Origin of the sequence: Paraburkholderia sp. Cy-641 (genome assembly GCF_011752945.1) — a bacterium.
Taxonomy (GTDB): Bacteria; Pseudomonadota; Gammaproteobacteria; order Burkholderiales; family Burkholderiaceae; genus Paraburkholderia.
In genome coordinates this window covers 97822-123919 of sequence record NZ_VWWM01000009.1, presented here as the reverse complement: position 1 = coordinate 123919, position 26098 = coordinate 97822, and the positions used below count along the sequence as shown (strand labels likewise).

General features: G+C 65.0%; 26 protein-coding genes and 1 pseudogene. 17 read left to right on the top strand and 10 right to left on the bottom strand.

Translation table 11 applies throughout. From position 1 onward, the window contains the following. Window positions 1–16: 16 nt before the first annotated feature. Both F3J20_RS07555 and F3J20_RS07550 read left to right on the top strand, forming a co-directional pair. Window positions 17–907 carry an SDR family oxidoreductase gene (locus F3J20_RS07555; RefSeq protein ID WP_167038234.1) on the top strand — a complete coding sequence of 297 codons (891 nt, stop codon included), beginning with the start codon at window positions 17–19 and terminating at the stop codon, window positions 905–907. Window positions 908–961: 54 nt separating this feature from the next. Continuing rightward, window positions 962–1921, top strand: coding sequence for an alpha/beta hydrolase (locus tag F3J20_RS07550; protein WP_167282870.1), 960 nt, complete (start codon window positions 962–964; stop codon window positions 1919–1921). Window positions 1922–1933: 12 nt separating this feature from the next. On the opposite strand, the gene F3J20_RS07545 is transcribed toward F3J20_RS07550, so the two are convergent. From F3J20_RS07545 to F3J20_RS07525, 5 genes are all read right to left on the bottom strand, one after another. Beyond that, entirely contained in the window at window positions 1934–2782 is an 849-nt protein-coding gene (locus F3J20_RS07545; RefSeq protein WP_167282868.1) for an NRDE family protein, read from the bottom strand. Between the two features lie 231 nt (window positions 2783–3013). Continuing rightward, the gene (locus tag F3J20_RS07540) at window positions 3014–4087 is read right to left on the bottom strand and encodes a folate-binding protein YgfZ (RefSeq protein ID WP_167282867.1); all 1074 of its coding nucleotides are present in this window, start codon (window positions 4085–4087) and stop codon (window positions 3014–3016) included. Window positions 4088–4246: 159 nt separating this feature from the next. Continuing rightward, window positions 4247–4513, bottom strand: a complete 267-nt coding sequence (locus tag F3J20_RS07535) for a hypothetical protein (RefSeq protein WP_167282866.1) — start codon at window positions 4511–4513, stop codon at window positions 4247–4249. Further along, window positions 4510–4944 (bottom strand): DUF2778 domain-containing protein, encoded by a 435-nt coding sequence (locus F3J20_RS07530; RefSeq protein ID WP_240162727.1) that lies wholly within the window; start codon window positions 4942–4944, stop codon window positions 4510–4512. Before F3J20_RS07530 ends, F3J20_RS07535 begins: the two co-directional genes overlap by 4 nt. 4 nt (window positions 4945–4948) lie before the next feature. Then, complete coding sequence (locus F3J20_RS07525) at window positions 4949–5254, bottom strand: hypothetical protein (RefSeq protein WP_167038225.1); 306 nt, start codon at window positions 5252–5254, stop codon at window positions 4949–4951. A 205-nt stretch (window positions 5255–5459) separates the two neighbouring features. Here F3J20_RS07525 and mltG point away from each other — a divergent pair, with 205 nt between their 5' ends. The 10 genes and pseudogenes from mltG (at window position 5460) to F3J20_RS07475 (ending at window position 15595) form a co-directional block, all read left to right on the top strand. Then, window positions 5460–6470 (top strand): endolytic transglycosylase MltG, encoded by a 1011-nt coding sequence (gene mltG, locus F3J20_RS07520; protein WP_167282863.1) that lies wholly within the window; start codon window positions 5460–5462, stop codon window positions 6468–6470. Beyond that, on the top strand, window positions 6470–7090 hold the full coding sequence (gene tmk, locus F3J20_RS07515) for a dTMP kinase (RefSeq protein WP_167038681.1): 621 nt from the start codon (window positions 6470–6472) through the stop codon (window positions 7088–7090). Before mltG ends, tmk begins: the two co-directional genes overlap by 1 nt. A gap of 107 nt (window positions 7091–7197) precedes the next feature. After that, window positions 7198–8241, top strand: a complete 1044-nt coding sequence (locus F3J20_RS07510) for a DNA polymerase III subunit delta' (RefSeq protein ID WP_167282862.1) — start codon at window positions 7198–7200, stop codon at window positions 8239–8241. A 64-nt stretch (window positions 8242–8305) separates the two neighbouring features. Beyond that, window positions 8306–8821, top strand: coding sequence for a GNAT family N-acetyltransferase (locus F3J20_RS07505; protein ID WP_167282860.1), 516 nt, complete (start codon window positions 8306–8308; stop codon window positions 8819–8821). 141 nt (window positions 8822–8962) lie between these two features. Then, window positions 8963–9754 (top strand): TatD family hydrolase, encoded by a 792-nt coding sequence (locus tag F3J20_RS07500; RefSeq protein ID WP_167282858.1) that lies wholly within the window; start codon window positions 8963–8965, stop codon window positions 9752–9754. A 51-nt stretch (window positions 9755–9805) separates the two neighbouring features. Then, complete coding sequence (locus F3J20_RS07495) at window positions 9806–10561, top strand: ankyrin repeat domain-containing protein (protein ID WP_167282857.1); 756 nt, start codon at window positions 9806–9808, stop codon at window positions 10559–10561. A 242-nt stretch (window positions 10562–10803) separates the two neighbouring features. Then, window positions 10804–11160: a Rap1a/Tai family immunity protein gene (locus F3J20_RS07490; protein ID WP_167038213.1), complete on the top strand. Its 357-nt coding sequence runs from the start codon at window positions 10804–10806 to the stop codon at window positions 11158–11160. Between the two features lie 159 nt (window positions 11161–11319). Continuing rightward, window positions 11320–12548, top strand: a pseudogene (locus tag F3J20_RS07485) (mechanosensitive ion channel family protein). Window positions 12549–12757: 209 nt separating this feature from the next. After that, window positions 12758–14170: an alpha,alpha-trehalose-phosphate synthase (UDP-forming) gene (otsA, locus tag F3J20_RS07480; protein WP_167038211.1), complete on the top strand. Its 1413-nt coding sequence runs from the start codon at window positions 12758–12760 to the stop codon at window positions 14168–14170. 357 nt (window positions 14171–14527) lie between these two features. Further along, window positions 14528–15595: a glycosyltransferase family 4 protein gene (locus F3J20_RS07475; protein ID WP_167038209.1), complete on the top strand. Its 1068-nt coding sequence runs from the start codon at window positions 14528–14530 to the stop codon at window positions 15593–15595. Window positions 15596–15711: 116 nt separating this feature from the next. Here F3J20_RS07475 and F3J20_RS07470 read toward each other — a convergent pair whose 3' ends face one another. The 3 genes from F3J20_RS07470 to F3J20_RS07460 form a co-directional block, all read right to left on the bottom strand. Beyond that, window positions 15712–16299, bottom strand: a complete 588-nt coding sequence (locus F3J20_RS07470) for a YSC84-related protein (protein WP_167038207.1) — start codon at window positions 16297–16299, stop codon at window positions 15712–15714. A gap of 441 nt (window positions 16300–16740) precedes the next feature. Further along, window positions 16741–17190: a hypothetical protein gene (locus F3J20_RS07465; RefSeq protein WP_167282855.1), complete on the bottom strand. Its 450-nt coding sequence runs from the start codon at window positions 17188–17190 to the stop codon at window positions 16741–16743. A gap of 295 nt (window positions 17191–17485) precedes the next feature. Then, window positions 17486–17791, bottom strand: coding sequence for a PsiF family protein (locus F3J20_RS07460; RefSeq protein ID WP_167038203.1), 306 nt, complete (start codon window positions 17789–17791; stop codon window positions 17486–17488). A gap of 567 nt (window positions 17792–18358) precedes the next feature. On the opposite strand from F3J20_RS07460, the gene F3J20_RS07455 reads away from it, so the two are divergent. From F3J20_RS07455 to F3J20_RS07435, 5 genes are read left to right on the top strand one after another with little or no spacing between them, the layout of a single operon-like run. Beyond that, the gene (locus tag F3J20_RS07455) at window positions 18359–20764 is read left to right on the top strand and encodes an ATP-binding protein (RefSeq protein WP_167282854.1); all 2406 of its coding nucleotides are present in this window, start codon (window positions 18359–18361) and stop codon (window positions 20762–20764) included. A gap of 32 nt (window positions 20765–20796) precedes the next feature. Beyond that, entirely contained in the window at window positions 20797–21528 is a 732-nt protein-coding gene (locus F3J20_RS07450) for a methyl-accepting chemotaxis protein (protein WP_167282853.1), read from the top strand. Further along, window positions 21525–22064 carry a hypothetical protein gene (locus F3J20_RS07445; protein ID WP_167282851.1) on the top strand — a complete coding sequence of 180 codons (540 nt, stop codon included), beginning with the start codon at window positions 21525–21527 and terminating at the stop codon, window positions 22062–22064. Before F3J20_RS07450 ends, F3J20_RS07445 begins: the two co-directional genes overlap by 4 nt. Before the next feature lie 27 nt (window positions 22065–22091). Next, entirely contained in the window at window positions 22092–23090 is a 999-nt protein-coding gene (locus F3J20_RS07440; protein ID WP_167282848.1) for a chemotaxis protein CheX, read from the top strand. Between the two features lie 31 nt (window positions 23091–23121). After that, a complete protein-coding gene (locus F3J20_RS07435) occupies window positions 23122–23487 on the top strand; it encodes a response regulator (RefSeq protein ID WP_167038193.1) in 366 nt (121 codons plus the stop codon). Window positions 23488–23642: 155 nt separating this feature from the next. On the opposite strand, the gene F3J20_RS07430 is transcribed toward F3J20_RS07435, so the two are convergent. Both F3J20_RS07430 and F3J20_RS07425 read right to left on the bottom strand, forming a co-directional pair. Continuing rightward, entirely contained in the window at window positions 23643–25031 is a 1389-nt protein-coding gene (locus tag F3J20_RS07430) for an FAD-dependent oxidoreductase (RefSeq protein ID WP_167282846.1), read from the bottom strand. An 84-nt stretch (window positions 25032–25115) separates the two neighbouring features. Beyond that, window positions 25116–26093 carry a cyclase family protein gene (locus F3J20_RS07425; RefSeq protein WP_167282844.1) on the bottom strand — a complete coding sequence of 326 codons (978 nt, stop codon included), beginning with the start codon at window positions 26091–26093 and terminating at the stop codon, window positions 25116–25118. Between the last annotated feature and the right edge of the window lie 5 nt (window positions 26094–26098).

The following is a 26098-nucleotide window of genomic DNA, read 5'->3' as shown; positions in this document are numbered from 1 at the left end:
AGGGAGTAGTCCAACGATGTTCGAATTCGCAGGCAAGGTGGCGGTAATCACCGGCGCTGGCGGCGGCTTCGGCCGTGCGTTCGCGCAAAAGGGCGCGGCGCTCGGCATGAAGCTCGTGCTCGCCGACGTCAGCGCCGACGCGCTCGCGCAGACCGTCGACGCCTTGCGCGCGGCCGGCGCCGAGGCGATCGGCGTGCCGACCGACGTCGCCAACGCGGGCGAGGTCGAAGCGCTGGCCGAGGCCGCGCTCGCCGCGTTCGGCAAGGTGCATCTGCTCTTTAACAACGCGGGCGTGGGCTCGGGCGGCTTCCTGTGGGAAAGCAGCGCGAACGACTGGTCGTGGGTGTTCGGCGTCAACGTGATGGGCGTCGCGCACGGCGTGCGCGTCTTCACGCCGATCATGCTCGCGCAGAAGGAGCCCGCGCATATCGTCAACACGGCGTCGGTGGCGGGGCTGCTGTCGCCGCCCGCGATGGGCATCTACAACGCGTCGAAGCACGCGGTCGTGTCGCTGACCGAGACGCTTTATCACGACCTGCGGCTCGCGCAGGCGGGCACGGCTGGCGAGGTTGGCGAGGTTGGCTGTTCGTTGCTGTGTCCGGCCTTCGTGCCGACCGGCATCGCCGATGCCGAGCGCGCGCGCCCGGCCGGGCTGCGCAACGCGGGTCGGCCGACCCGCTCGCAGATCGCGGCGGGCAAGCAGTTGCAGCGCGCGGTGCAGTCGGGCAAGCTGTCCGCCGCCGATGTTGCCGACCTCGCGTTCGAGGCGATTGCCGCGCGGCGTTTCTATATCGTCACGCATCCCGGCATCATGGCGACCGTGAAGCTGCGTCACGAAGATATCGAACAATTGCGCGAGCCGTCCGATCCGATGTCGCTGAAGCCGGAAGTGAAGAACGCGGATTAACCTTTTGACGCATTTGCGCCGCCGGCGCTCGGCGCGCATCACGTTGCCCAAACCATGCCGTTGAATCCGAAGATCGAGCAGGTGCTCGACATGATCGCGCGGGCCAGGCGCCCGCATTATCACCAGATGAGCGCGCAGGCCGCGCGCGCGTCCTACGAGAAAAGCGCGCCGATTCTCGAGATCGCGAGCGCGCCGATGTTTTCGGTCGAGGACCTGCGCGTGCCGACGCGCGATGGCGCGACGATCCGCGCGCGTCTCTATTACCCGGTCGAGCCGGGCTGGGCCGAGCCGCTGCCCGCGTTCGTCTACTACCACGGCGGCGGCTTCACGGTCGGCAGCGTCGACACGCACGACGCACTATGCCGGATGTTCGCGCGCGACGGCCGCTGCGCGGTGCTGTCGGTCGACTACCGGCTCGCGCCCGAGCACCGATTCCCCACGGCGGTCGAAGACGCGTTCGACGCGCTGCGCTGGCTGCACGCCCACGCCGGCGAATTCGCGCTCGACGCGGATCGGCTCGCGGTCGGCGGCGATAGCGCGGGCGGCACGCTCGCGGCGGTCTGCGCGGTGCTTGCTCGCGACGCGGGCATGGCGCTCGCGCTGCAATTGCTGATCTATCCGGGCACGACCGGCCATCAGCAGACCGACTCGCATGCGCGTCTCGCCGACGGCTTTCTGCTGTCGGGCGAGACGATTCAATGGTTCTTCGAGCAGTATCTGCGCGACGCCGGCGATCGTGACGACTGGCGTTTCGCGCCGCTCGACGGCACGCGCGGCGCACCCGATTTTCGGCGCGTCGCGCCCGCGTGGATCGCGACCGCCGAATACGATCCGCTCAGCGACGAGGGCGACGCATACGCGGAGAAACTGCGCGCGCTCGGCAATCCGGTCACGCTCAGGCGCTACGCGGGCATGATCCACGAGTTCTTCAAGATGGGCGGCTTTGTGCCCGAGGTCGCGCAGGCGCACGCGGATGCCGCGGCGGCACTGCGCGCGGCGTTTGGCGTCGGGTGAGGGCGCGGTCTTCTAGCTCGCCCGCTCGACGTTGAACGCGAAGCTGCGTTCGAAATCGCCGGGCCGCACGATGCGGTGCGAACCGTTGTCGTCGCTGCGCTCGGCCACCGCCACGCCGATCACCTCGCCATAGGCGGCGACGCGCAGCGCGGTCGTGCCGCGCGTGCCGTATTCGGGCGATTCGATAAACGCCGCCGACAGCGCCCGCTCGCGTTCGAGCGGAATGCCGGTGGACGGCAGTTCGTCGTCGCGGGCGAGACGCGGATCGCGCATCAGATCGATCAGACGTTCGAGCGGCGGCGCTGCCTCGCGCGCGAGCAATGCGCCGAGTTCCGCGCGCTTTCCGACGAGCTTCGGCCACGCGGTATCGAGCACGGCGTTCGAGATGCCGTGCGTGCCCGGCGCGAGCAGCGCGGGGCCGCTGTGAGCGCCGCCGCGGTTGCAGTACCAGGCGAGCTCGCGGCGCGTCCAGTCGCCGACGAGCAGGTTGAAGCCGTTGTAGATGTCGCCGTCCTGCGCGACGTGGCGGAGATAGTCGAGCGGCGTTTCATGCGGATCGCCGCTGCGGTCTCGCGCGGCGCCGCTCACCCAGTCGCTGACGAGCGTGCCGCGCGTGGGCGCGTCGGCGCGCATCTCGGCCGGCGCGCGGTAATTGGTCAGCGCGGCGAAGCGGCCGTCGCGCGACATGCCGAGCCACGTGCCACCACCCACCAGATCGCGGCCCGCCAGCACGCCCGGCGCGTCATGCCACCAGCCGAGCGGCTCGGCCGTGCGGCGGAAGAACTCGTCGCGATTTGCCGCGAGCGTGAAGAGCGGGCCATCGACCGCGTCGGGTCGCCAGTCGAAAACGATCAGGCACATCGGGGGCGTCTCCCGGTGAGAGCAGGGGCGGCGGGTTTGCCGCAGGCGAGCGGCCGCGCAAGGCGGACGAGGTCAGGCAAGTCGGGTGAAGCGCTGTCGGGTGAAGTGGGCGAGTCGGGCGGCTAGAACAGCCGATCACGGTAACCGGTGAGGCCTGGCGGACAAACCAGCCGACGGCCGATAAAAGACGGCGCTCCATTGAGCGCCGCTTTTCATCGCACCCGCCGCCGCTCACACCTCGGTCGGCAAACCGTACGGCAGCGCGATAAAGCGCAGCGCCGGGCCATCGGCCGAGCCGAGATGCACGGTGCCGTTGTCGAGCGCCGCGAGCTTGATCTCGACGAGCAGATCGACGCCGCCTTCCCGCGCCGCCGCCGCGTTCACGATCATCCCGCATGGCTGGCCCGGATCGTCCGAATGGAACAGTTCCGCGCCGGGGCGCACCGTTTCCAGTTCGCCGTCAACGTGCGCGAGCGACGTGCGCCGCTTGATCGTGCCGCGATACTGGCTGCGCGCGACCACTTCCTGGCCCGGATAGCAGCCTTTGCGGAAATTGACCGCGCCGAGCACGTCGAAGTTAACCATTTGTGGCACAAACTGCTCGACGACCGGCTGCGTGATGCGCGGCTCGCCCGCGCGGATATCGAGCCAGTCCCACACCGCCGGCGAGACGCGCTGGAGCGTGCCGTCGAGCGCGGGCAGCAACGCCTCGACCTGCGCCTTCGGGCCGATCCACAGATAGCGCAGGCGTTCCAGCGCATCCGGCACGCGGATCAGCGAACCCGCCGTGCCGTCGACCTGCACGTGCACGCCGTCGGGCAGCGCGTCGAACACACCGGAGAGCGCGCCGCGCACGTCGCCTGCGAGGCCGACCACCGCGAGTTCGCCGCTCGCGTCGGCGAGCTTCGCCTTCGCGCGCAGCACGAACATCGACAGACGCTTCTGCACGGCCGCCTGCACGTCCTTCGACACCAGTAGGCGGATCGTGTCGCCGCTGCGCCAGCTGAGGAACGACGCGAGCAGGCGCCCCTTCGCCGAACAGTAGCCGGCGAGGCGCGCGTGAGCGGCATCGAGATGCTGGACGTCGTTGGTGAGCTGGCCGTGCAGGAAGCTGGCCGCGTCGTCGCCGGTGACGTCGATCACGCCGAACTGCGTGAGCGGCATATAGGCGCCGTGTTCGAGCACGGCGGCGAACTCGTCGGGCGATGGGCGCGGTGGCAGCGGCAGGGTGGTGGATGCGGCCGGGTTCGGCGTGGTTGGAGCAGCCGAGGCGTTATCTGAAGCGTTACCGAGCAGTGTGTTCATGGATTCCGGGAACAGTCAATTCTGACTTATTATATTCGGTCCAACCTTGCCACGTTTCGCGTATCCGCTACACCCATGCTCATGGCGCTTGCCGCACTTCCTGCATGGCAGCCTGCACCGACTCCGCCAACTTCTTTACTGGTGCGAAAGGAACGAGTTTCAACGTCTTTTCTCAGCATCCCTGCGCCGTCGGAAAATCAGTATAGCCGCAGCGAACCCGAGTACGATTCCAGCCGACGAAACCAGAAAGGCCAGATCGGATTTCTGATAAGCCGTTTTAACGCCGTATACGGAAACCAGCCAGTTCCATACCGGATTTGAAAAATTCAAAGGCGTATCCGGATGCATGATCCACCATATTGCATTGGCAAAGATGGCCAGCGCGAGGCATGGGCCGACGGCGAGAAAGATCAGAATCCTTTTCATGCCACAATCAATTCGCCATATGCTTTAAGCCGCAACCCGGCAATGGGTATTTTCGGCGTGTCGGTAAATATAGAGCGGATACGATTCCAGTCAGTCAGCCGTTCAATCGTTACGCAACCCTCGCTTCTCTCCAGTCTTCCTTTCGGGTGCAGCCTGAACTGGCCGCGAACGATGCCATTGCAGATAACCTCGTCGTCGATATTCCCGTTGATCGCATAGAGCGAATACCATTCGCCCTTTTTATTGCCATTCAGGTCAAGCCGCTCCTTTAGCGGACCGAGGAGGCCGCCCGACTGCCGATCAAAAATGTAGTAGCGGGCGATGGGAATGGCACCATATCCCGGCGTACACATGAGAGCAGGTTGATTGATGTCATTTTCCTGGCCGGAAAAAGCCGGAAACGATAAAGCACCGATTTTTAATTCGCTCATCGGCTTACCATTCAATTTGAATGAGCATTGAAGCATCGGTTCCCCGGATTGACCATTCGGTGCCAAATTCCGAATAGTCAGATGTGATAGGCGGACGCATTGTATCGGCGTATTTTTTTGAGAAGGAAACTGTTTCAGGTTGGATTCGTTGCGCTGGTATTCTCGCGGTCTCGAAACGCGTCAAGCCGGGAAACGCGGGGCAATGCATCGGTTTCGAGCCGGCTCTGTCGGCTGGATCGGCAGGCAGAGCCGCCTTGCGCTCGCGCTTCCAGGCGTCGGCTTCGCGTGATAGCTTGTCGATTCGGGTCACTTCGGGTCGCCCGGCGTCGAGGTGGTACAGTGACTCCGGGGCCGCGGCTGTGACTATCTCGTGTCCACCCCTATACAATACGGGCCAATACGGACCGAAAAAACCCGCAAGGGCCGCAAGACGGCGCAGTCTCCATGCCGATCGGCGCGAGGCTTTCCCGTTGAAAATCAGTTCGTTGCAATCTAAACGCTAATTCTGTCCTGACGTGTCCCTTCTGAAGAAATGCTTCATTGTCGGCGCAGTCGTCGTTGTGCTGGCCGCGGCGGCCGTCGCCGCTGGATATCACTGGGCCACGAGCCCGCTCGAACTGAACCCGGCGCAACTCGACGTCACCGTCAAACCGCATAGCAGCCTGCGCAGCGTCACGTTGCAACTCAAGCGCGGCGGCGTGCCGCTCGAACCCGAGCTGTTTATCGCGATGACGCGCGTGCTCGGCCTGCAAAGCGAACTGAAATCGGGCAACTACGAGTTCAAGAGCGGCGTCACGCCCTACGAGGTGCTGCAGAAAATCGCACGCGGCGACGTCAACGAATACGTGGCGACGATCATCGAGGGCTGGACCTTCAAGCGCATGCGCGCCGAGCTCGACGCGAATCCCGCGATCAGGCACGACACGGCCGGCATGAGCGACGCCGACCTGATGAGCGCGATCGGCGCGCCGGAGGCGTCGATCGGCAACGGCGAAGGGCTCTTTTTCCCCGACACCTATCTGTTCGACAAGAACACGAGCGACCTCGACATCTACCGCCGCGCGTACCGTCTGATGCACGTGCGTCTCGACGAGGCGTGGCTCGCGCGCGCGCCGAACCTGCCCTACAAGACGCCGTACGATGCGCTGACGATGGCCTCGATCATCGAAAAGGAAACCGGCAAGCCGGGCGACCGGCCGCTCGTCGCTGCGGTATTCGCGAACCGCCTGCGCGCGGGCATGCCGCTGCAGACCGACCCGAGCGTAATTTACGGAATGGGCGAGAGCTACACCGGCCACATCAGGAAAAAAGACCTGCAGACCGACACTCCCTACAATACCTACACCCGCATGGGCCTGCCGCCCACGCCGATTTCGCTGCCGGGCGTCGCGTCGCTGCAGGCGGCCCTGAATCCGGCGCAAAGCAACGCGCTGTACTTCGTATCGCGCGGCGACGGCAGCAGCATTTTTTCTGACACGCTCGGCGAGCACAACAAGGCCGTGGACAAATACATTCGAGGACAATGATGGCGCGCGGCAAATTCATTACGTTTGAAGGCATCGACGGTGCGGGCAAGACCACCCATCTAGGCTGGTTCCGCGAACGGCTCGAGGCCAGGATCGCGGCGACCGGCCGCTCGGTCGTCATGACGCGCGAGCCGGGCGGCACGCCGCTTGGCGAGCAGATCCGCGAGATCGTGCTGCATCAGAAGATGGACCTCGAAACCGAGGCGCTGCTGATGTTCGCGCTGCGCCGCCAGCATCTGGCCGAGGTGATCGAGCCGGCGCTCGCGCGCGGCGACTGGGTGCTGTCGGACCGTTTCACCGATGCGACCTTCGCCTACCAGGGCGGCGGCCGCGGCTTGCCGCGCGACAAGCTGGAAGCGCTCGAGCGCTGGGTGCAGGGCGGTTTTCAGCCCGACCTCACGGTGCTGTTCGACCTGCCGCCCGCCGTCGCGAACGAGCGGCGCAGCGCGGCGCGCAATCCGGATCGCTTCGAGAGCGAGTCAGCGGCGTTTTTCGAGCGCACGCGCGCCGAATACATGCGCCGCGCGGAAGAGGCGCCGTACCGTTTCGCTATCATCGATTCGTCGCAAAGCATCGCGCGTATCCAGAAACAGCTTGAGGAATTGATTACAGTTCTTTGATTTTTAAAGAATATAATTTCAAGCTTATAACGTTGTGCGAGCGCGTACCGTATTTGAGGACAAATCTCGGGAAGCGCTGTCAACCCACTGATTCAAAAAGAGAAACGATGATCTATCCGTGGCAAGCCGATGACTGGAACCGCCTGCAGCAGCTGCGCGGCCACTGGCCGCACGCGTTGCTGCTGCATGGCCAGGCGGGCATCGGCAAGCTGCGTTTCGCGCAGCACCTCGCCCAGGGGCTGTTGTGCGAGGCGCAGCAGGCCAACGGCGAGCCGTGCGGCGCCTGTGTGGCCTGCAACTGGTTCGCGCAGGGCAATCATCCCGATTACCGCATCGTCGTGCCAGAAGCGCTTGCCGCCGAAGCCGGCCCGGCCAACACCGCCAATGCCGCCGACGAGAAAGCCGACAAGGCCGACGCAGACGAAGGCAAGAAGACCCGCACGCCGAGCAAGGAAATCAAGATCGAGCAGATTCGCGGTCTGCTCGATTTCGTCGGGGTCGGTTCGCACCGCGGCGGCGCACGCGTCGTCGTGCTGTATCCGGCCGAAGCGCTCAACGTCGCGGCTGCCAATGCCTTGCTGAAGACGCTCGAGGAACCGCCCGCGGGGGTCATATTCCTGATGGTGTCGGCGCGCATCGACCGGCTTTTGCCGACCATCATCAGCCGCTGCCGCCAATGGCCGATGAGCGTGCCCGCGCCCGAGGCGGCCACGCAGTGGCTCGCCGCGCAAGGCGTGGCCGATGCGCCGGCATTGCTCGCCGAAGCCGGCGGGGCGCCGCTCGCGGCGCTCGCGCTCGCCAGCGACGAAAACCGTCCGCTGCGCGACTGGACTTTGAAGCAACTGGCGGCCGGCGCCGGGTGTGACGCGTTCGCCTGCGGCGAGGCGCTGCAGAAGCTGCCGGTGCCGCTCGTGCTCGGCTGGCTGCAACGCTGGATGTACGATCTGCTCGCGCAGCGCACGGCCGGTGCGCCGCGTTATTTCCCGCAGGCGTCGGCGGCGCTTGCGCAGTGCGCGTCGCAGGCCGAGGCCAATGCGTTCGCGCGCTTTCTGCGCAGTGTGACGCGCCAGCGCGCGGTCGAAAACCATCCGCTGAATGCGCGCCTCGTGTTCGAGGAACTGTTTATCGGCTATCGCGCGCTGTTTGCATAACACCTTTTTTGGCCTTTTTGCGCTGTTTTCCCGTCTCCACGTCAACGTTTCAAGCCAACGCACCATGAGCCTTTCCTACCGCGACGCCACGCTCGACGATCTGCCCGCGATCGTCGCCATCTACAACTCGACCGTCGCGTCGCGGCAAGTCACCGCCGACCTCGAACCGGTCAGCGTCGAAAGCCGGCTCGCGTGGTTTCACGCGCATGGCCCGCAGAAACGTCCGCTGTGGGTCGTCGAAGATCCGCGCGCGCCGGGCCGCGTGATCGCGTGGCTGAGCTTTTCGGATTTCTACGGCCGCCCGGCCTACCAGCGCACCGCTGAGGTCAGCATCTATCTCGACGAAAGCGCGCGCGGCCAGGGGCTCGGCAAACAGTTGCTGGCCGCGTCGCTCGAAGCGGCGCCGGGCCTCGGCATCGACACGGTGCTCGGTTTCGTCTTCGGTCACAATGAGGCGAGCATGCGGCTTTTCCGCGGCTTTGGCTTCGACGTGTGGGGCTCGCTGCCGCGCGTCGCGGTGCTCGACGGCGTCGAGCGCGATCTGGTGATTCTCGGCAAGCGCCTCGCGCAAGCCAGCTAGGCAAAGCCAGCGGGACGGGCGAGCGAGGCGCGCAACCGGGCAAGCCACGCAGCCGGCCGCGGCCGCGCCATGTCCTGGCTACCTGATCGTCCGCCCGTCCGCCGGTCAGCTCACCAGCCCATTTTTTCGCAGGACCTCATCATGTTTGTCGACTCGCACTGCCACATCAACTTCGAAGGACTCGCGGACCGTCTGCCGCAAATCCTCGAAAACATGCGCAGCCATTCGGTCACGCACGCGCTGTGCGTGTCGGTGGACCTGGAAACGCTGCCGTCCGTGTTGGAGATCGCCGCGCGCCACGACAACGTCTACGCGTCGGTCGGCGTGCATCCCGATCACGAGGACATGCGCGAGCCGAGCGTGGCCGAACTGGTCGAGCTGGCCGCGCATCCGAAAGTCGTGGCGATCGGCGAGACGGGGCTCGACTATTACCGCCTCGAAGGCCGCTCGATCGCCGACATGGAGTGGCAGCGCGAGCGCTTTCGCACGCACATCCGCGCCGCGCACGCGACGAAGAAGCCGCTGATTATCCACACGCGCTCGTCGTCGGAAGATACGCTGCGCATCATGGCCGAGGAGCGCGCGGGCGAGACGGGCGGCGTCATGCATTGCTTTACCGAGCCGTGGGCCATCGCCGAGCAGGCGCTCGCGCAGAATTTTTACATCTCGCTGTCGGGCATCGTCACGTTCAAGAACGCGACCGAGGTGCAGGACGTCGCGCGCCGCGTGCCGCTCGCGCGCCTGCTGATCGAAACCGACTCGCCGTATCTCGCGCCGGTGCCGTATCGCGGCAAACCCAATGAACCTGCGTACGTAAGTTATGTCGGACGCTTCATCGCGCAGCAACGCGAGATGTCGGACGAGGCGCTGGCCGCCGCGACCACGCAAAACTTCTTCAGGCTGTTCGGGATTCCGGCGCCGGTCGGCGCTTGAGTGTAAAGTCGAGTAACATCAAAGGGATAGGGAAGTCTCCTAAAGCAAAACATGAAAAATATTTCGATGTCGTCCGCTGCTTTCCAACCCGCTTCGGCACCGGCCGCGCGCCGTGGCGCGGGCCTTGCCGCGGCGTTCGCGCCGGTGCGGTGCGCGGCGTTTGCCGCGACGCTCGCCTGCGCGGCGCTGACCACGCTGGTCGCCGCGCCCGCGCAGGCCGCACCGATCGACTCGCTCATCAAGGCGGTCAAGTTCGACGACATCGACGGTGTCAACAAGCTGATCGCGAAGGGCATGGACCCGAACAGCGTCGACAACCAGGGCATCCCGCTGCTCGTGATCGCCGCGCGCGAAAAGTCGGACAAGGTGGGCGCGGCGCTCGTCGCGAATCCCAAAACCAATATCGAGATCGAGGACAAGTCGGGCGAAAACGCGCTGATGATGGCCTCGCTTGTCGGCGACATCAACTTCGTAAACCTGCTGCTCGCGAAAGACGCCGAGGTCAACAAGAAGGGCTGGGCGCCGCTGCACTACGCGGCCGCGAACGGTCATGACAACATCGTCAAACTGCTGCTCGATCACTCGGCCTACGTCGACGCGGGTTCGCCGAACGGCACCACGCCGCTGATGATGGCCGCGCGCGGCGGCCATATGTCGACGCTCAAGCTGCTGCTCGACAACGGCGCGGATATCGGCGTGAAGAACCAGATCGGCATGACCGCGCTCGATTTCGCGAAGCAGTACAAGGAGCCGGACGCCGTCGAAGGGCTGACGGCGCGCATGCAGCAGGCGCAGCAGCAGAAGTAACCGGCGGCGAGCCGGCACGGGCAGTGTGCGGCGCAAACTCGCCGTGGGTGAATCAGCCGATGAGTTCGCCAGTGAATTAGCCAGTGCGCCCGGTCGGTCGCCGCCATTTGCCGGTGCGTGATGGCGGCCTGCCTGCTGCCGTCGCGTAAAACAGTGCAGAATGACGATCTCGGCGCGCCACGCGGTGTGCCGTCTGGACGCGGCGAAAGACCGCGTGATAAACAAACCTGGAAAGGAACACCATGCTGCGGGCTTTGATTTTCGCCGGCGCGCTTGCTTTGCCGCTATCGGCAGCCGCGTTTACGGGAGGCGACCTCAACAAGCTGTGCACCAAGACCGACGTGGCTTCGCGCAGCGCATGCGCGGCCTATATCGAAGGCGCGGCTGACGGCATCTTCAACACGATCGATGCGATCGGCGGCACCACCGGTCCGCGCGTCGGCCAGTATTTCTGCCTGCCGGCGGACGCACGCTCGGCGCAATTGACCGACGCGGTGCGCCGGTACATCGCCGACAATCCGAACGCCGCCGGCTACAACGCGAGCACGGCGATTTCGCTCGGACTCGGCAAGGCGTTTCCCTGCCGAAGCGGCGGCTGATCCGCCGCGCCGGGCCTTCCGCCCGGCATCCCGATAGCCCGGCAAACGCGCGCCGGGTGCCGCGGCGGCCGTTCTCCCTCAGGCGGGAGCGGCCGCCCGGGAAGTGAGTAGTCCCGCAGGCGTGCCGCCGTCGCTCGAGCCCGGAGGAAGATGCCCGTTATGCCTACTTTCGACGACTTCAGCCGCGTGGCCGCCGCGCCGCTGCACTCATGGCTCGGCGCGCTGGTCGTCACGGCCATCGTGACGGTGGTGGCGATCGGCTTTCATCGCTTCGGCTCGCGCATCGTCATGCGCATCGCCGAGCCGCATACGCTCACGAGCGTGGTGCTGCGCTACATCGACAAGCCGACCCTGTTCGTCCTCGTGATCTTCGTCTTCGCGTGGGTCTGGTCCGAGGCGCCCGATTCCCTCCATTTCATCGAACCCGTACGCGACGTCACCTCGATCGCGCTGATCGCCGCGCTCACGTGGCTGTCGGTGCGATCGGCGAGGCAATCATTCGCGCCCATCCGCTCGATACCGCCGATAACCTGCAGGCGCGCCGCATTCACACACAGGCGCGCGTGCTCGCGCGCTCGGTGATGATCGTGATCGTTATCGTCGGCATGGGCGGCGCGCTGATGACCTTGCCGGGTGTCCGGCAGATCGGTGCGAGTCTGCTCGCATCGGCCGGGGTGGCCGGTCTCGTCGCCGGTATCGCGGCGCGGCCGGTGCTCGGCAATCTGATCGCGGGCTTGCAGATCGCGCTCTCGCAACCAATCCGCCTCGACGACGTCGTCGTGATCCAGGGCGAGTGGGGGCGTATCGAGGAAATCACCGGCACGTACGTGGCGGTGCGTCTGTGGGACCAGCGCCGCCTGATCGTGCCGCTGCAATGGTTCATCGAAAACCCGTTTGCCAACTGGACGCGCAGCAGCTCGCAGATCATCGGCACGGTGTTTCTGTTCGTCGATTACCGGATGCCGCTCGCGCCGCTGCGCGAAGAGCTGGCGCGCATCGTCGAGCACGCGCCCGAGTGGGATCGCCGCGTGCAGGTGCTGCAGGTCACCGAGGGCACCGAGCGCGCGATGCAGTTGCGCGCGCTCGTCAGCGCGTCCGATTCCGGCCTCGCGTGGGATCTGCGCTGCCGCGTGCGCGAAGGGCTGCTCGATTTCATTCAGCGGCACTATCCCGAGTACCTGCCGCGCGCGCGGGCCGAGGTGTCGGCGGAACCGGAAAGCGGCGACGGCGCCCGTCTCGACCGGCTGCCGCGCGGCAGGCAGGCGCCGGCCGGCAGCACGGCCGCGCATACCGAAGCCGATCCGGTGGCGAGCCGCGTCGGCCGGCCGGAGGGCACAGCCGATGCCGCTGCTCTCGCTGCAGCGAGGAAGGCGCAGGAGCGGGCTTAGCCACGCGCTGGTTCGTGCTATGGGTACATTTGGGTAGGGCTTCGGCTGAGGGGCGCCCGGCAATGCAAGCCGTAGCCGTAATCGTTCGCACGGACCGACCAGCGCAATTCGACCAGGCACACGGTTTGCTGTCCATGCGTGCGCCGCGTCCACAGCCGCGAACGAGCCGGACCGGCGCGCATCCCGGCAACCCAAGGAGGATAGGCAAGATGGGCCGACTGATCGTCGTGTCGAATCGCGTCGCGACGCCGACGGAGACCAAAGGATCGGCGGGCGGGCTCGCCGTCGGCGTATTCGGCGCGCTGAAGGACGCGGGCGGCGTCTGGTTCGGCTGGAGCGGCGACGTAGTCAGTGAAACCGTCGCCAATGCCGGGCCGACGCTCGACCAGGACGGCGCCGTGACCTTCGCGACCGTCGGCCTCACGCGCAAGGACTACGACCAGTACTACCGCGGCTTTTCCAACGCGACGCTATGGCCCGTGTTCCACTACCGCAACGACCTCGCGCGCTACGAGCGCGAGGAGTATGCGGGCTACCGGCGCGTGAACGCATGGCTCGCGCACAAGCTCGTCAAGCTGCTCGAACCCGACGACATCATCTGGATTCACGACTACCATCTGATCCCGTTTGCCGAGGCGCTGCGCAACGAGGGCGTCGCAAACCGCATCGGCTTCTTCCTGCATATTCCGTTTCCCGCGCCGCAGATCCTGCTCAACATTCCGCCGCACGAGGAGCTCGTGAAGTCGATGTCGTGCTACGACCTGCTCGGCTTCCAGACCGCCACCGACCAGCAGGCGTTCCACGACTACGTGGCGCGCCATGCGCGCGGCACCGTGAGCGCCGATGGCGTCGTCGAGGCGTTCGGGCGCAAGCTGCGCACCGGCGTCTACCGGATCGGCGTGTTCCCCGACGAAATCGCCGCGCAGGCGAAGCGCTACGAGAGCCGCCAGCATGTGCTCGACCTCAAGCAGAGCCTCGAAGGGCGCAAGCTCATCATGAGCGTCGACCGGCTCGATTATTCGAAGGGGCTCGTCGAGCGTTTCCGCTCGTTCGAGCTACTGCTCGAACGCTCGCCCGAATGGCGCGGCAACGTCACGCTCGTGCAGATCGCGCCGCCGACGCGCTCGGACGTCGCGACCTATCAGAAGATTCGCCAGGACCTCGAATACGAAGCAGGGCGCATCAACGGCCGCTACTCGGGCCTCGACTACACGCCGATCCGCTACCTGAACCAGCAGTACGACCGCTGGAAGCTGATGTCGCTGTTCCGCGAATCGCAGATCGGCTTCGTCACGCCGCTGCACGACGGCATGAATCTCGTCGCGAAGGAGTACGTCGCCGCGCAGAATCCCGACGACCCCGGCGTGCTCGTGCTGTCGATTTTCGCGGGCGCGGCTGCGGAGCTCTCCGGTGCGCTGCTCGTCAATCCGCACGACTCCGTCGGCATGTGCGAGGCTCTGCAACGCGCCTTGCAGATGCCGCTCGACGCACGCCAGCGGCGCCACGAGATCAACATGGCGGCGCTGCGCAAGAACGACCTCGGCGTGTGGCGCGACACCTTTCTCGACGATTTGCGCCGAGTGCCGCTGCGCAAGCCGGGCGAGGGCGGCGGACATGGCTAGGCGCGGGCCGCCTGGCTCGCCCGACCTGTCGTCTTCGGCCGCCCGCTTGCGCGCCGCGTGCCGGGCGGGTTGCGGCCCCGCTTTGTCGTCCTGCCTGGTCGTCCCGCTTTGCCCCCTCGCTACAGTTTGCCGCGCCCGTCACCGGATGTAAGCCGGGTGTAACAGCACCGAGCAAATGCAAGACCGGCGGCTTTTCCCTAGCCACCAGGAAATAATGAGCCTTGTCCGACGATGTGCGAACGATGGACGCCTGCCTGGGCGAAGCGCGCATTGATCGCGGGTAACGGCGCTGTCATACTCGGCGTCGCCGGCGCGCACCGCCACGAGGCGCAAGCCGCCGGCTCATGGAGACAGACTATGAAGATTGCGCAGATCGCCCCGTTGACCGAATCCGTGCCGCCGAAACTCTATGGCGGCACCGAGCGCGTCGTGTCGTACATCACCGAGGCGCTGGTCGAACAGGGCCACGACGTGACGCTGTTCGCGAGCGGCGACTCCGTCACGAGCGCGAAGCTCGAAGCGGTTTGGCCGCGCGCGCTGCGTCTCGACCCCGGCATTCGCGACCGCATCGCGCCGCATATGCTGCTGATGGAACTCGTGCGCCGCCAGGCCGAAGAGTTCGACGTGCTGCACTTCCACCTCGACTATTACTCGTTCTCGGTCTTCAAGCGGCAGGACACGCCGTTCGTCACGACGATGCACGGCCGGCTCGATCTGCCCGAACAGCAGCCCGTGTTCGACACCTTCAACACCGCGCCGGTGATTTCGATCTCGAATGCGCAGCGTCATCCGCTGCCGCAGGCGCGGTGGCTTACCACCGTCTATCACGGCTTGCCGGAGCAGTTGTACACGCCGCAGCCGGTCGAGCAGAAGTACCTTGCGTTTCTCGGCCGGATTTCGCCGGAAAAGCGCGTCGATACCGCGATTCGTATCGCGGGGCGCTGCGGCATGCCGATCCGCATCGCCGCGAAAGTCGATGCGGCCGACCGCGAATACTTCGAGCGCGAGATCCGGCCGTTGCTCGATCTGCCGTATGTCGAATACATCGGCGAGATTGCCGACGGCCAGAAGGCCGAGTTTCTGTCCGGGGCGCACGCGCTGCTGTTTCCGATCGACTGGCCGGAGCCGTTCGGCCTCGTGATGATCGAGGCGATGGCGTGCGGCACGCCGGTCATTGCATTCAATCGCGGCTCGGTGCCCGAAGTGCTCGAAGACGGCGTGACGGGCTTTATCGTCGAGGACGAGATCGGCGCGGTCGCAGCGGTGGCCCGGCTGCACAAGATGCCGCGCGCGGGTGTGCGGCGCCGCTTCGAGGAGCGCTTCACTTCGCACCGGATGGCGCGGCAATACGTGGAGGCGTATCAGTCGGTGATTCGCGCGCAGAAGCGCTCGCGCTTCAAGGTGATCGATACGTCGGGAAGCTGATCTTCGCCGGCGGCGAGGCTGACTGCGGAGCGGTGAAGGGGGAAAAGAAAAAGCGGCGGTGCATCGACAGACGCACCGCCGTTTTTATGGCCGCACTAGCGCATTCGGACCCGCGCTCAGATCTTCAGGCGCGTGACCTTCGTACCTTGCAGCGACACGTCGCCCATCAGGCCCGCGTTGGTCATGACGAAGACCTCCACCGGGGCCGTGGCCGTGTTCGTGTCGATCGCGCCATTCGCACCGACCTTCACGAGCGCGACCGATGCATCGGCGCCGGCCGACCAGCCGTCCGCGTTGCGGAATTTGTCGAGCGAGTCCTGCGTCATGAACATGAAGATGAGCGCCTTCGACTGCGCGCCGGCCTGCAGGCCGAACGAGCCCGACACCGTGCTGTAGTAGCCGACCGTGGCACCGCCCACGCGCAACGCGCCTTCGCCATACTGGCCGCCGACGATGAAGCCCGCCTGCAGCACCGAAGGGAACACGAGTACGCCGCGCGCCTTCGAGACCAGCTCACGCGAGCCCGGTACGGTGGTGAACAGCTTGGACATCGTGCCGTCGACGCTGGCGTCGATCGATTGACGCTTCGAGGCGTTCGTGGCGGCGGTGGGATTGCTGTTGCCCGTCGTCGTGCAGCCAGCGAGTGCAAGGCCTCCGACAGCGAGTGCGGCGGTCGTCTTCAACATGAAGTGTCGTCTTTGCATCGTTTTTCTCCATTTTCTTCATCATGGATCCGTGGCGCAACCGCGAATGGCTTCGCCCGGTCGCTTTTAAGTTATAACACAGGCGACGCATAAAGGCGTGTGGCATGCGCATGCGAAAGCCTTATGGGATGGGGCTTTGAGGCCGATGAAGACAGACCGGCGAGTAATTTTGACTGGCTTCGAAGGGCGCCCTGGAGGACATGGAAAAACCTCCAAAGGTGCTGCGCGAGCGGGGCGTGGACGTATTGACGGCGAGATGCGCGCTGCGTGCTGCGATCCTGGCGATGCGCCGGCGAGGCATGGACGAAGCGACACGAAGGCCCGTTTTTACCGATTTTCTGTGCAAGGCACTACGCGATTGGCATCGCATTGAAATGGCCGCACTCGTGCCGCCATTTCGCGAGGCAAGCCGCCCATGCCGCCCATGGCAAAGCGTGCCGCTTACCCGTGATTCGCCGGACTCTTGACCGGCGGCGGACGCCGCAGCGCGCGGCGCACCATGCCGATAATCACGCCGATCAGGAACAGGATCGCCGCCGGCACCACCCAGTAGCCGACGAACGCGTGCCACAGATAAGCCATCAGCGTCGAGCGGCGCACGCTGTATTCGTTGATCGCATCCTGCTGGCGCGCCGCGTTGGCGGCCAGCACGTCGGCCGGGCAGCCGGCGGCTTTCGCTTCGTCGGGCTTGCCGTGGCAATGCGCGGGCGCACCGGCCGCGCGTTGCGCGTCGGTGAAATTCCAGGTGGTCAGCGCGCGGTCGAGATCGACGGCGTTATACGACATTTCCTCGCGGATCTCGTTGACCGCAACGATCGCCACGGGCACGGCCCAGAATACGATGACCAGCAACCACCGCCTCAGCCAGCGGTTTTTATACTTCGATACCATCCTTGCCTCCGGTCGATGCTCAGCAGCACGAACGACAAGATGGCGGCCCGTTTGATCCGGTTGTGTCGGGTAGGTGAGGGTGGGCCGTCTCCGCAGCCATCATAGAAGAAAAACGGCGGGTTCGTGCGGGCGGACAGCGAAGGAAGGCAAAGCGCGAGCCGTGCCGGCAAGCGCGCGGCCGGGCCGCGATGGGCGAGGCAGGCCCGATGCGCCGGCGCCCGCGTGCTCGACACAGGCGCCGGCGGGCGCCGGCAGATGCCGACGCCGTGGGAGACGGCGATTTCGTGCGGGCGTTCTAGTTGGCAGCCGCCGGCGCCGATGACGACAGGCAGGTCTTCATGAACGCCTTGCGGTCGTCGCCTTTCTTGCCGGTGGCCTGGGCGTTGCACGCCTTCATCTTGTCCTGCTGGCTCATCGGCGCGGCGGCGGCCGGCTTCGCGGACAGGCAGGTCTTCATGAACGCCTTGCGGTCGTCGCCCTTCTTGTCGCCGGCCTGCTTGTTGCAATCGGCCATTTTGGTCTGCTGGCTGTTCTGCGCGAACGCCGGTGACACGAGTACCGCGCCGAGCACCAGCGCAGCGATAGCGGATTGAATCTTCATGGGACACTCCATCGGTGGTGAAAACGTTTTTGGTCGTTCATGCGCGCGGGCGTCGATAACGGAGAGGCCCCGGCGCATCCATTATGGCGAATGCCGTCTGCGAGAACGTAGAAAAATGCCATCCGGTTGACAAGGGGCGCCGCTCGTTTTCCCTTAGGGGCCCGGTTCATGCGGCATGGTCATGTGCTGTCCATGCACTCTGCGGTGCTGTACGGCCCCGTACCCGAGTGCAAAAAGAGCGGCATGAGAAAGCCGTGAGTCCGCTCTTCCCAGGCTGTTATCGAAGCTCGAACCCGCGCTTTGACGATCAGCAGGCTTCATCCCGCCACAGGCCCAGGAGAAAACCATCGAGCATGAATAACGGCAGTTCTTTCCCGAACTTGAGCCCATATCGGCCTCTGAAAATTTTTTTTCGGCAAATCCTTAAATCGCACTCTTTTACGGGGATTTCGTCACGTCCTCGTCACACGCCCGCGACGATAATCCCCGCGCCCGCAAGTACAAAATCACACGGGCGACCCGCAAAAAGCGGGGGATTTTGCATTTCCAGATCTCGGGGATCTTCAGATGACCATCCGTCACCGCATCACGCTTCTCGTCGTTCTGATGCTCGTCGCGCTATCCGCCATTGGCGGCTACGCCGTGCTTCAGACCCGCAGCAGTGCCGTCAATGTGCGGCAGGTTACTCAAGGTGTCGTGCCGAGCGCGCTCGCGTCGGCGGACCTCGTTTCGCAGGTCAAGGACGTGCAGCTCGCGATGATGACGCTCGTCTATGCGCCCGACGCGAATATGGTTGCGCAGGCCCAGGCGCTTCTGAAGAGCAAGGAAGCCTCGTTGCAGGCCGCACTCGATGTGCAGGCCCGGGCCGCGCAAGGTCAGGCGCAAACGGGGCTCGTGAGCCAGGCGCGCGAGAGCCTCGCGAATTATTTCAACGCGGTCAATGACACCGCGAAGATGAAGGCCGAAGGCAAGAACGAACTTGCGCAGGCCTATCTGTTCGCGAACGTCGCGGAGTATCGCGACGAACTCGAAGGTATCGTCGAGACGCTGCGCATCGAGAAGAATCGCCAGAAGGACGCCGCGATCGGGACGCTGAACGACGCGCTCGCCACCACCACGACCGCGATCGCCGCCGCGACCGGCGCGGCCATCGCCGTGCTGGTGCTGATCAGCGCGCTGCTGTATCGCCAGATTACGCGTCCGCTGAGCCGCATGCAGGTCGAGATGAGCGAGATCGCGGCGAGCCAGGACTTCACGCGGCGCGTGCCGGTCGGCCGCATGGACGAGATCGGTCATTCGATCGTCGCGTTCAACGGCATGATCGAAAAGATCCAGCAAAGCTCGCTGCAACTGAAGCAGAAGACCGCCGACATCCAGGCGATGCTGCAGAACATGCAGCAGGGCATTCTGACCGTGGTCGAAGGCGTGGTCGTGCATCCGGAGTACTCGGCCTATCTCGAAGCGATCTTCGAAACGCGCGAGATCGCGGGGCGTCCGCTGCTCGATCTCGTGTTCGGCGGCACCGGCATCGGCAGCGACAGGCTCGCGCAAATCGAGGCCGCGCTCGCAGCATGCCTCGGCGAAGACAGCATGAACTTCGAGTTCAACCAGCATCTGCTCGTCAACGAAATCACCAAGCCGATGGCCGATGGTCGCGTGAAGACGCTCGATCTGAGCTGGTCGGCCATCACCGACGAAAACGATGTCGTATTGCGCCTGATGCTGTGCGTGCGCGACGTGACCGAGTTGCGCGCGCTCGCTGCCGAAGCCGGCGAACAGAAACGCCGCCTCGAAATGATCGGCGAAATTCTCGCGGTGAGCCAGGAGAAATTCCATCACTTCGTCGAAAGCGCAACGGGCTTTATCCACGAGAACGAGCGCATCATTCGTCAGCATCACGAACCGAGCCACGAGGCGGTGGCCGAACTGTTCCGCAACATGCATACGGTCAAGGGCAATGCGCGCACCTACAGCTTTGCGCATCTGACCGGCGTCGTGCATGAAACCGAGCAGCGCTATGACGCGTTGCGCCGAGAGAACAGCAGCGAAACGTGGGACCAGCAGTTGCTGATCGAAGACCTGCAACGCGTGAAGGCGGCGCTCGAAACCTATGCGACGATCAACGAGGTGAGCCTCGGCCGCAAGGGACCGGGCCAGCGCGGCGCGATGGAGCGCTATCTGATGGTCGATCGCGAACTGATCCAGAAGCAGTTGAACGTGCTCGACATGCTCGGCAGCGCCGACCCCGCCGATCAGCGCGAACTCGCGACGTTGCGCGAATCGTTGCAGCGCGAGTTGCGTCTGCTCGGCACCGAATCTATCTACGAGGCACTCGCGGGCGTGATCGAATCGCTGCCGTCGCTGGCAGCCGAACTCGGTAAAGAAGCGCCCACGGTGCGTATCGACAGTAACGGCTATCGTGTGCGCAGCGAGGCGAGCAACACGCTGCGCAACGTGTTTACGCATCTGCTGCGCAATTCGGTCGATCACGGGATCGAGGCCGCCGTCGAGCGTCTTGCGAACGGCAAGCCGGCGGCCGGCGTTATCGATCTGGAAGTCGGTGTCGATCATCACGCGCTGCAGATCACGATTAGCGACGACGGGCGCGGCCTCGCGCTCGCGAAGATTCGCGCGGCCGCCGTCGCACGCGGCTGGATCGAGGCCGATGCCGCGCTCAGCGACGAAGCGATTGCGGAGATGATTTTCCGTCCCGGCTTCTCGACCGCGCAAAGCGTGAGCGAGATTTCGGGGCGCGGGGTCGGCATGGATGCGGTGCGCGATTTCGTGCGGCGCGAGCAGGGCCGCATCGAATTGCGTTTTACCGACGAGCGGCGCGGCGCGGACTATCGCCGCTTCCAGACCGTCGTGTATTTCCCCGAAAACTGGGCCGTGGACAGTCTCGACAAATCCGCCGATGCAGCGCAATCGCACGAGCGTGACGCGGATGCTGCCGCGGGCCGGGTCGTGTGTTGAGCGTATGTTGAGTGTAGCGAGGGGAGCCGGTCGTGCTTGAACATTATCTTCTGGCCGCATGCGTGGGCGGCATCGTCGCGGCATTGGCCACGGGAATTTTTTATCGCCGCAAGCTCAAGGCAGGCGAACAGGTGCAGCGCCTCGCGCGCGAGCGCGTCGCGGCGCTCGAAGCGCAACTGGAAGCCGCGCACGGCCTCGCTGAAGAGGCCAGCCGCGAGCATGCCGCGCTCGAAACGAGGCTTGCCGATCTGCGCGCCGAGGCACAGCAGGGCGCGCACGAGCGCGATGCCTTGCAGACCTCGCTCGACGCCGCGCGTGCCCACGGCGACGAATGGTTGCAGCATGCCACGCGGATCGCTCAGGAAGCGGCTCGTCTGAAGACGCTGTGCATCACGTTCGAGCGCTGGCACGAGCAGATGATTTCGCTGATGTCGCAGAACCGCGACATGCACAAGAAGAACCAGGAACTGTCCTCGATCGTGCAGCACGTGCTGATCGTGTCGCTCAATGCGTCGATCGAAGCGGCGCGCGCCGGCACGGCCGGCCGCGGCTTCTCGATCGTCGCGGGCGAAGTGCGTTCGCTCGCGTCGCGTTCGCAGGACCTGTCGAAAAGCTATCGCGAGAGCCTGCATCGCAACGATCTGACGACGGCCGCGACGTTTCAGGATATTCAGGCGGGCGGCAAGATGATTACGGCCTCGCTCGGCGGCGTCGAGGCGCTGGCGACGCAGTTTCAATCCCGCCTCGAACAGGCCGCGGCGTGATTACCGATCAGGCGAAGCAAAGCATCGCGGACATCTTCTGCCACGCCGCGCGCGCGCGTTTGCCCGCGACGCCGGGCGATGCGTGCGAGATCGCCGCCGTGCCGAGGTGGAATCGCGATCGTCCGGCCGCGCCGTGCGCGACGGTCCTGACGATCTCGTCGATCGGCTTCCGGCTGCTGTTCGTGCTGCATTTCAGCAAGGACGAGGCGACGCGCGCGTATTACGTCGGCGACGACACGACGCGTTCGCTGCCGGAAACGCTGATGGAACTCGGCAACCTCTGTTGCGGCTATATGAACCAGCAACTGGTGAACGTCTTCCCCGATCTCGGCATGTCGACGCCGTATGAACTGCATAGCGCATGCGTCGAGTATCTCGACGAATTGCGGCCCGATCAGGTGTGGACGTATGAGTTGACGATCGGCGGGGCGGTCCGGCTCGGCGTCACCTTATGTCTGTGCGCCCAGGCGCCGCTCGATTTCAGGGTCGAACTCGCCACGGCGGACGAGAGCGAAGGCGCACTCGAACTTTTCTAGCGACACTGCATTCGCACACTGAATACGATGAATCTCAGCAAGCCCGTCAGTAAGGTGCTCGTGCTCGACGACAGTCCTGCACACGCGGAAGCCCTGAAGCTCTTTTTCGATGAGCACAATCTCATTGCGCTGAAGGTGCGCGACAGCCGCCGCCTGAGCGCGGTATTGAGCACCAGCATCGACCTCGGCGGCGTGCTGCTCGCGGACGATTACGGCGGCTCGCTCGACGAGGCCGCTGCGGCTGCGGCGCGTATCAATACTTTGCGTCCCGAACTGCCGGTCATTCTGCGCTTGAGCGGCAACACGCCGCCCGAACAGTTGCCGCACGCATTGAAGAACGCGGCCTGCGCGAGCTTCGATGCCGCGAACATGAGCGCATTGTGCGCGGCTGTCGATCAATACATCTTCAGCCTCGACTTTCCGAATGCGCTCGTGCGCGGTATCGCGGAGATCACGGAAGCGCGGCTCGCGACGCTATTCGACGGCGTCACGGTGCGCCGCGACGCGCCCAGCGTCGTGCGCGATCGCATTATCTTCGGCGAGGTGTTCAGCCTGATTCCGCTCGAAGGCACATGGTGCCGCGGCTACATGCTGATGCAGGCGCAGGAGGACCCGCTGCTCGCGATGATCGAACGCGACCGCGCGGCGCGCCGGAGCGGTGCAAATGGTGTGAGCGGCCCGGGCGCGGCGGAAGCGGGCTTTCGCGATCTGAACAACCTGCTCGGCGAGTTGACCAATCTGATCTGGGGCGCCTTCAAGGACCGCTTCCTCGGTCCGCAGAGCGCGCGCGAAGCGAGTCAGGTGCAGGTGCCGCTGCTGGTCAATCACAAGCATCGCTACATCTCGTTCGGCTCGGACAATCCGCAACTGCGTTTCCAGTATCTGTTGCACGACGAGACGAGCGGCCAATCGGTCGCGATCGACCAGCGCTTCGTGTTCAACCTGAGCTGGTCACCCGAAGATTTCTCTGAAAACACGCTGGATATCGACGATCTCGTCGAATCGGGCGAGCTCGATCTGTTTTGATACAACGCGTCGGCGACGCAAGGACATTGGCATGGCAAAGATTCTGGTGGTAGACGATTCGAGCACGGTTCGCGATGAAGTCGCGGGCTTTCTGACCAAAAACGGTCTGGACGTCGCGACGGCCATCGACGGCAAGGATGGTCTCGCGAAACTCAGGACGGATTCGAATATCCGGCTGATCGTGAGCGACGTGAACATGCCGAATATGGACGGCCTGACGATGGTCGAGAAAATTCGCGGCGAACTCGCGAACAAGACCGTCAACGTCATCATGCTCACGACCGAAAGCAGCCCGGCGATGAAGGAGCGCGGCAAGGCGGCCGGTGTGAAGGGCTGGATCGTCAAGCCGTTCAAGGGCGATGCGGTGCTCGAAACGTTCAGGAAGCTGGCGGGCTGAGCGGCGGCGGACCGCCGATCGCCGGCCTGTGGGACGTCAGGGCGGTGCGCGGCGGCCGCTCACCGATGCGACATCGGAACGTCTCGTGGTGCTCGTTGCGCACGAGGTTCGCCTGCCTCATCTCTTGCGGTCATTGATCGCGGTCATTGAGTCAGTCAGGCATGACGCGAAGGCTGATCGCCTGCGATCGTCGGCAACGGCAAGGCCGACCTGAACGCGTTGTCCGGATCGAACCGGCGCTTCAGCTCGACGATACGCGCGGCATTTGCGCCGAAGCTTGCCGCCGCATGTGCCGGCTCCCCATTCGCCAGCAGATTGGCATAACACCCCGGCAACGCATGCGTGGCTAGTGCGCTCGACAGACGGGCAACCCAGTCGGCGTGGCGTGCCTCATCGTCGTCACTGCCGGCGTTCCAGCCGGCGACGATCTCGATCAACAGGTGGGGCTCGCGCATCGCGAACGCGGTCGCGTCGGTGGCGATGCGCGTGGCTTCACCGCGGAACTCGTGCGTAACGATCGCGCAGCCGCTGGATGGACGTCGCGCGAACGCATCGAGCAGGATCTCGATCACGGCAGGAGACAGGGCAGGCAGCGAACGGGTGTCCATCAGCACGCGCTGGCCGTTCACGATGTGTGCGTCGAAGAGGGTATTCGATGCACCGTAAGGCTGATGCGCGATCATCGACATGAGTGGATCGCTGGCCGCGAGGAGTGGCGCGACCTGCGCCTCGGCGTCGCCGGGCTTACCACTCCACGTCGGCGCGACGAGCAGCACCGGCGAACCGTCGGGCCCACTGAGCAGACCGAACTGGACTGTCAGCGCATCCGGCCGGTCCGAGGCGATGCTCGCGTAATTCGCCAGCACGGCAGGTGCGGCTTGAATCGGGTAGAAGAGCGGACCGCTGTAGACCGTTTCGAGTCGATGCAGCCGGTGCTCCATCGAAACGACGACACCAAAATTGCCGCCCCCGCCGCGCAACGCCCAGAATAGATCCGCGTGTTGCGTGTCGCTTGTGTGGACGACGGAACCATCGGCCAGCACAACCTCGGCAGACACCAGATTGTCGAGTGCGAGCCCGAAACGGCCAACCAGCGACCCGTAGCCGCCGCCGAGCGTCAGTCCGGCCATCCCGACGGCACCCGATGCGCCGGTTACGACAGCCATCCCTCGCGGATCAGTCGCCGCGAACACGTCGGACGCCAGCGCACCGCCACCGATCTGGATCGTTCGACCATGGTCGTGGGGCTGCACGTTGCGCATCGAGGTCAGATCGATCACCAGCCCGTCGCACAGCGCGCGACGCGCCCAGTCGTGGCCTCCGCCTCGCACCGACACGGCAAGCCCGCAGTCGCGCGCGATACGCAATGCGGTCTGGACGTCGGCGGCCTGACGGCATACATAGACGCCGGCAGGCCGGCGGTCGCGGCCGCCCGCCCAGATATCGACGGCGTTCTCATAGGACGGATCGCCGGGTATGGCGATCGGCGCATCGGGAAAGGTTTGCCGAAACGTACGGCTCGGGAACGGAGAAGCAGGGGGCATGGCTTGATCTCGCAAGGACAACGAACACGGGGAATATGCGCAAGCGGCGCGAGCCGCTGGCCGCGCCGCTTTGCGTGGGATACGTCAACGGGAACGGGCCGCTGGCCGGGGCGTGCCGATCGCGACAGGACGCACGATCGAACCCGACGCGCCGCGCAACGCGAGCGGGACGACGATGGCCGCGAAGAGCCAGACGCGATCCCGCGCGAGATCGTCGAGCTTCAGGTTCTGGATTTGCAGTACCCCGGCTTCGACGAGATTGAAGTGATGCGTACCGAACGGCGCATCGGTCCGCATGCCGGCAGGCGGCGCGCTCGCACCCTGGAGCTGCCCGTCGTTCACCGGGTCGGTGAACGGGTTGTCGAGCCCAACCACCACGGGTTCGGACGCAGCGAGGAATGCCGCGCCCGCGGCAGACAACCCCGGGCCGCTGGTGTAGTAGGCGCCGTATCGGGCGTCGCTCCAGCGTCGACCCCAGCCGGTGTGGATGAACACGACATCGCCGGGAAGAATGCCGCGTTCGAGCAGGTCCTGACGCGCCAGCATCGCGGTGAGATCCTTCTCGGTGATTTCGAAACCAGGCGGCAGTTCGTCGACGCCATGGTAGCCCGCTGCATCGAGCAGAATTCCCGTGCTCAGGAGCGGTGGCACCTCATCGATTCCCAATCTCGCGAGACGTCCGTGCGGATCGGGTTTGACGACCCGTTGCGGCAGGCCGCCGAAATAGCTCACCTCGTCGGCCGGGAGCGGGCCATGCCCGTCCCAGACGTCTTTCAACACGCCGAAATGACCGAGCGCGTCGATATGCGTGCCCTGCTGGCCGAGCGAGCCGGTGACTGTTTCGAGATTCCCCGCGTGAAGGGTTCCGGGTATCCCCTGTGTCGAGCCGAATTCGAACGACAGCGGTTGCGCGAACGGCGACGACGGCGCGGTGTCGTCGATCGGGTGCGCGAGGTCGTAGCAGCGGGCGCCGCCGGAAAGGAATGGCGCGCAACGTGTCCATGTATCGGGGCCGATGTAGCGCCAGTTGCCGCGGATATCGTCAGGATAAGAAGGGGGCATGTCAT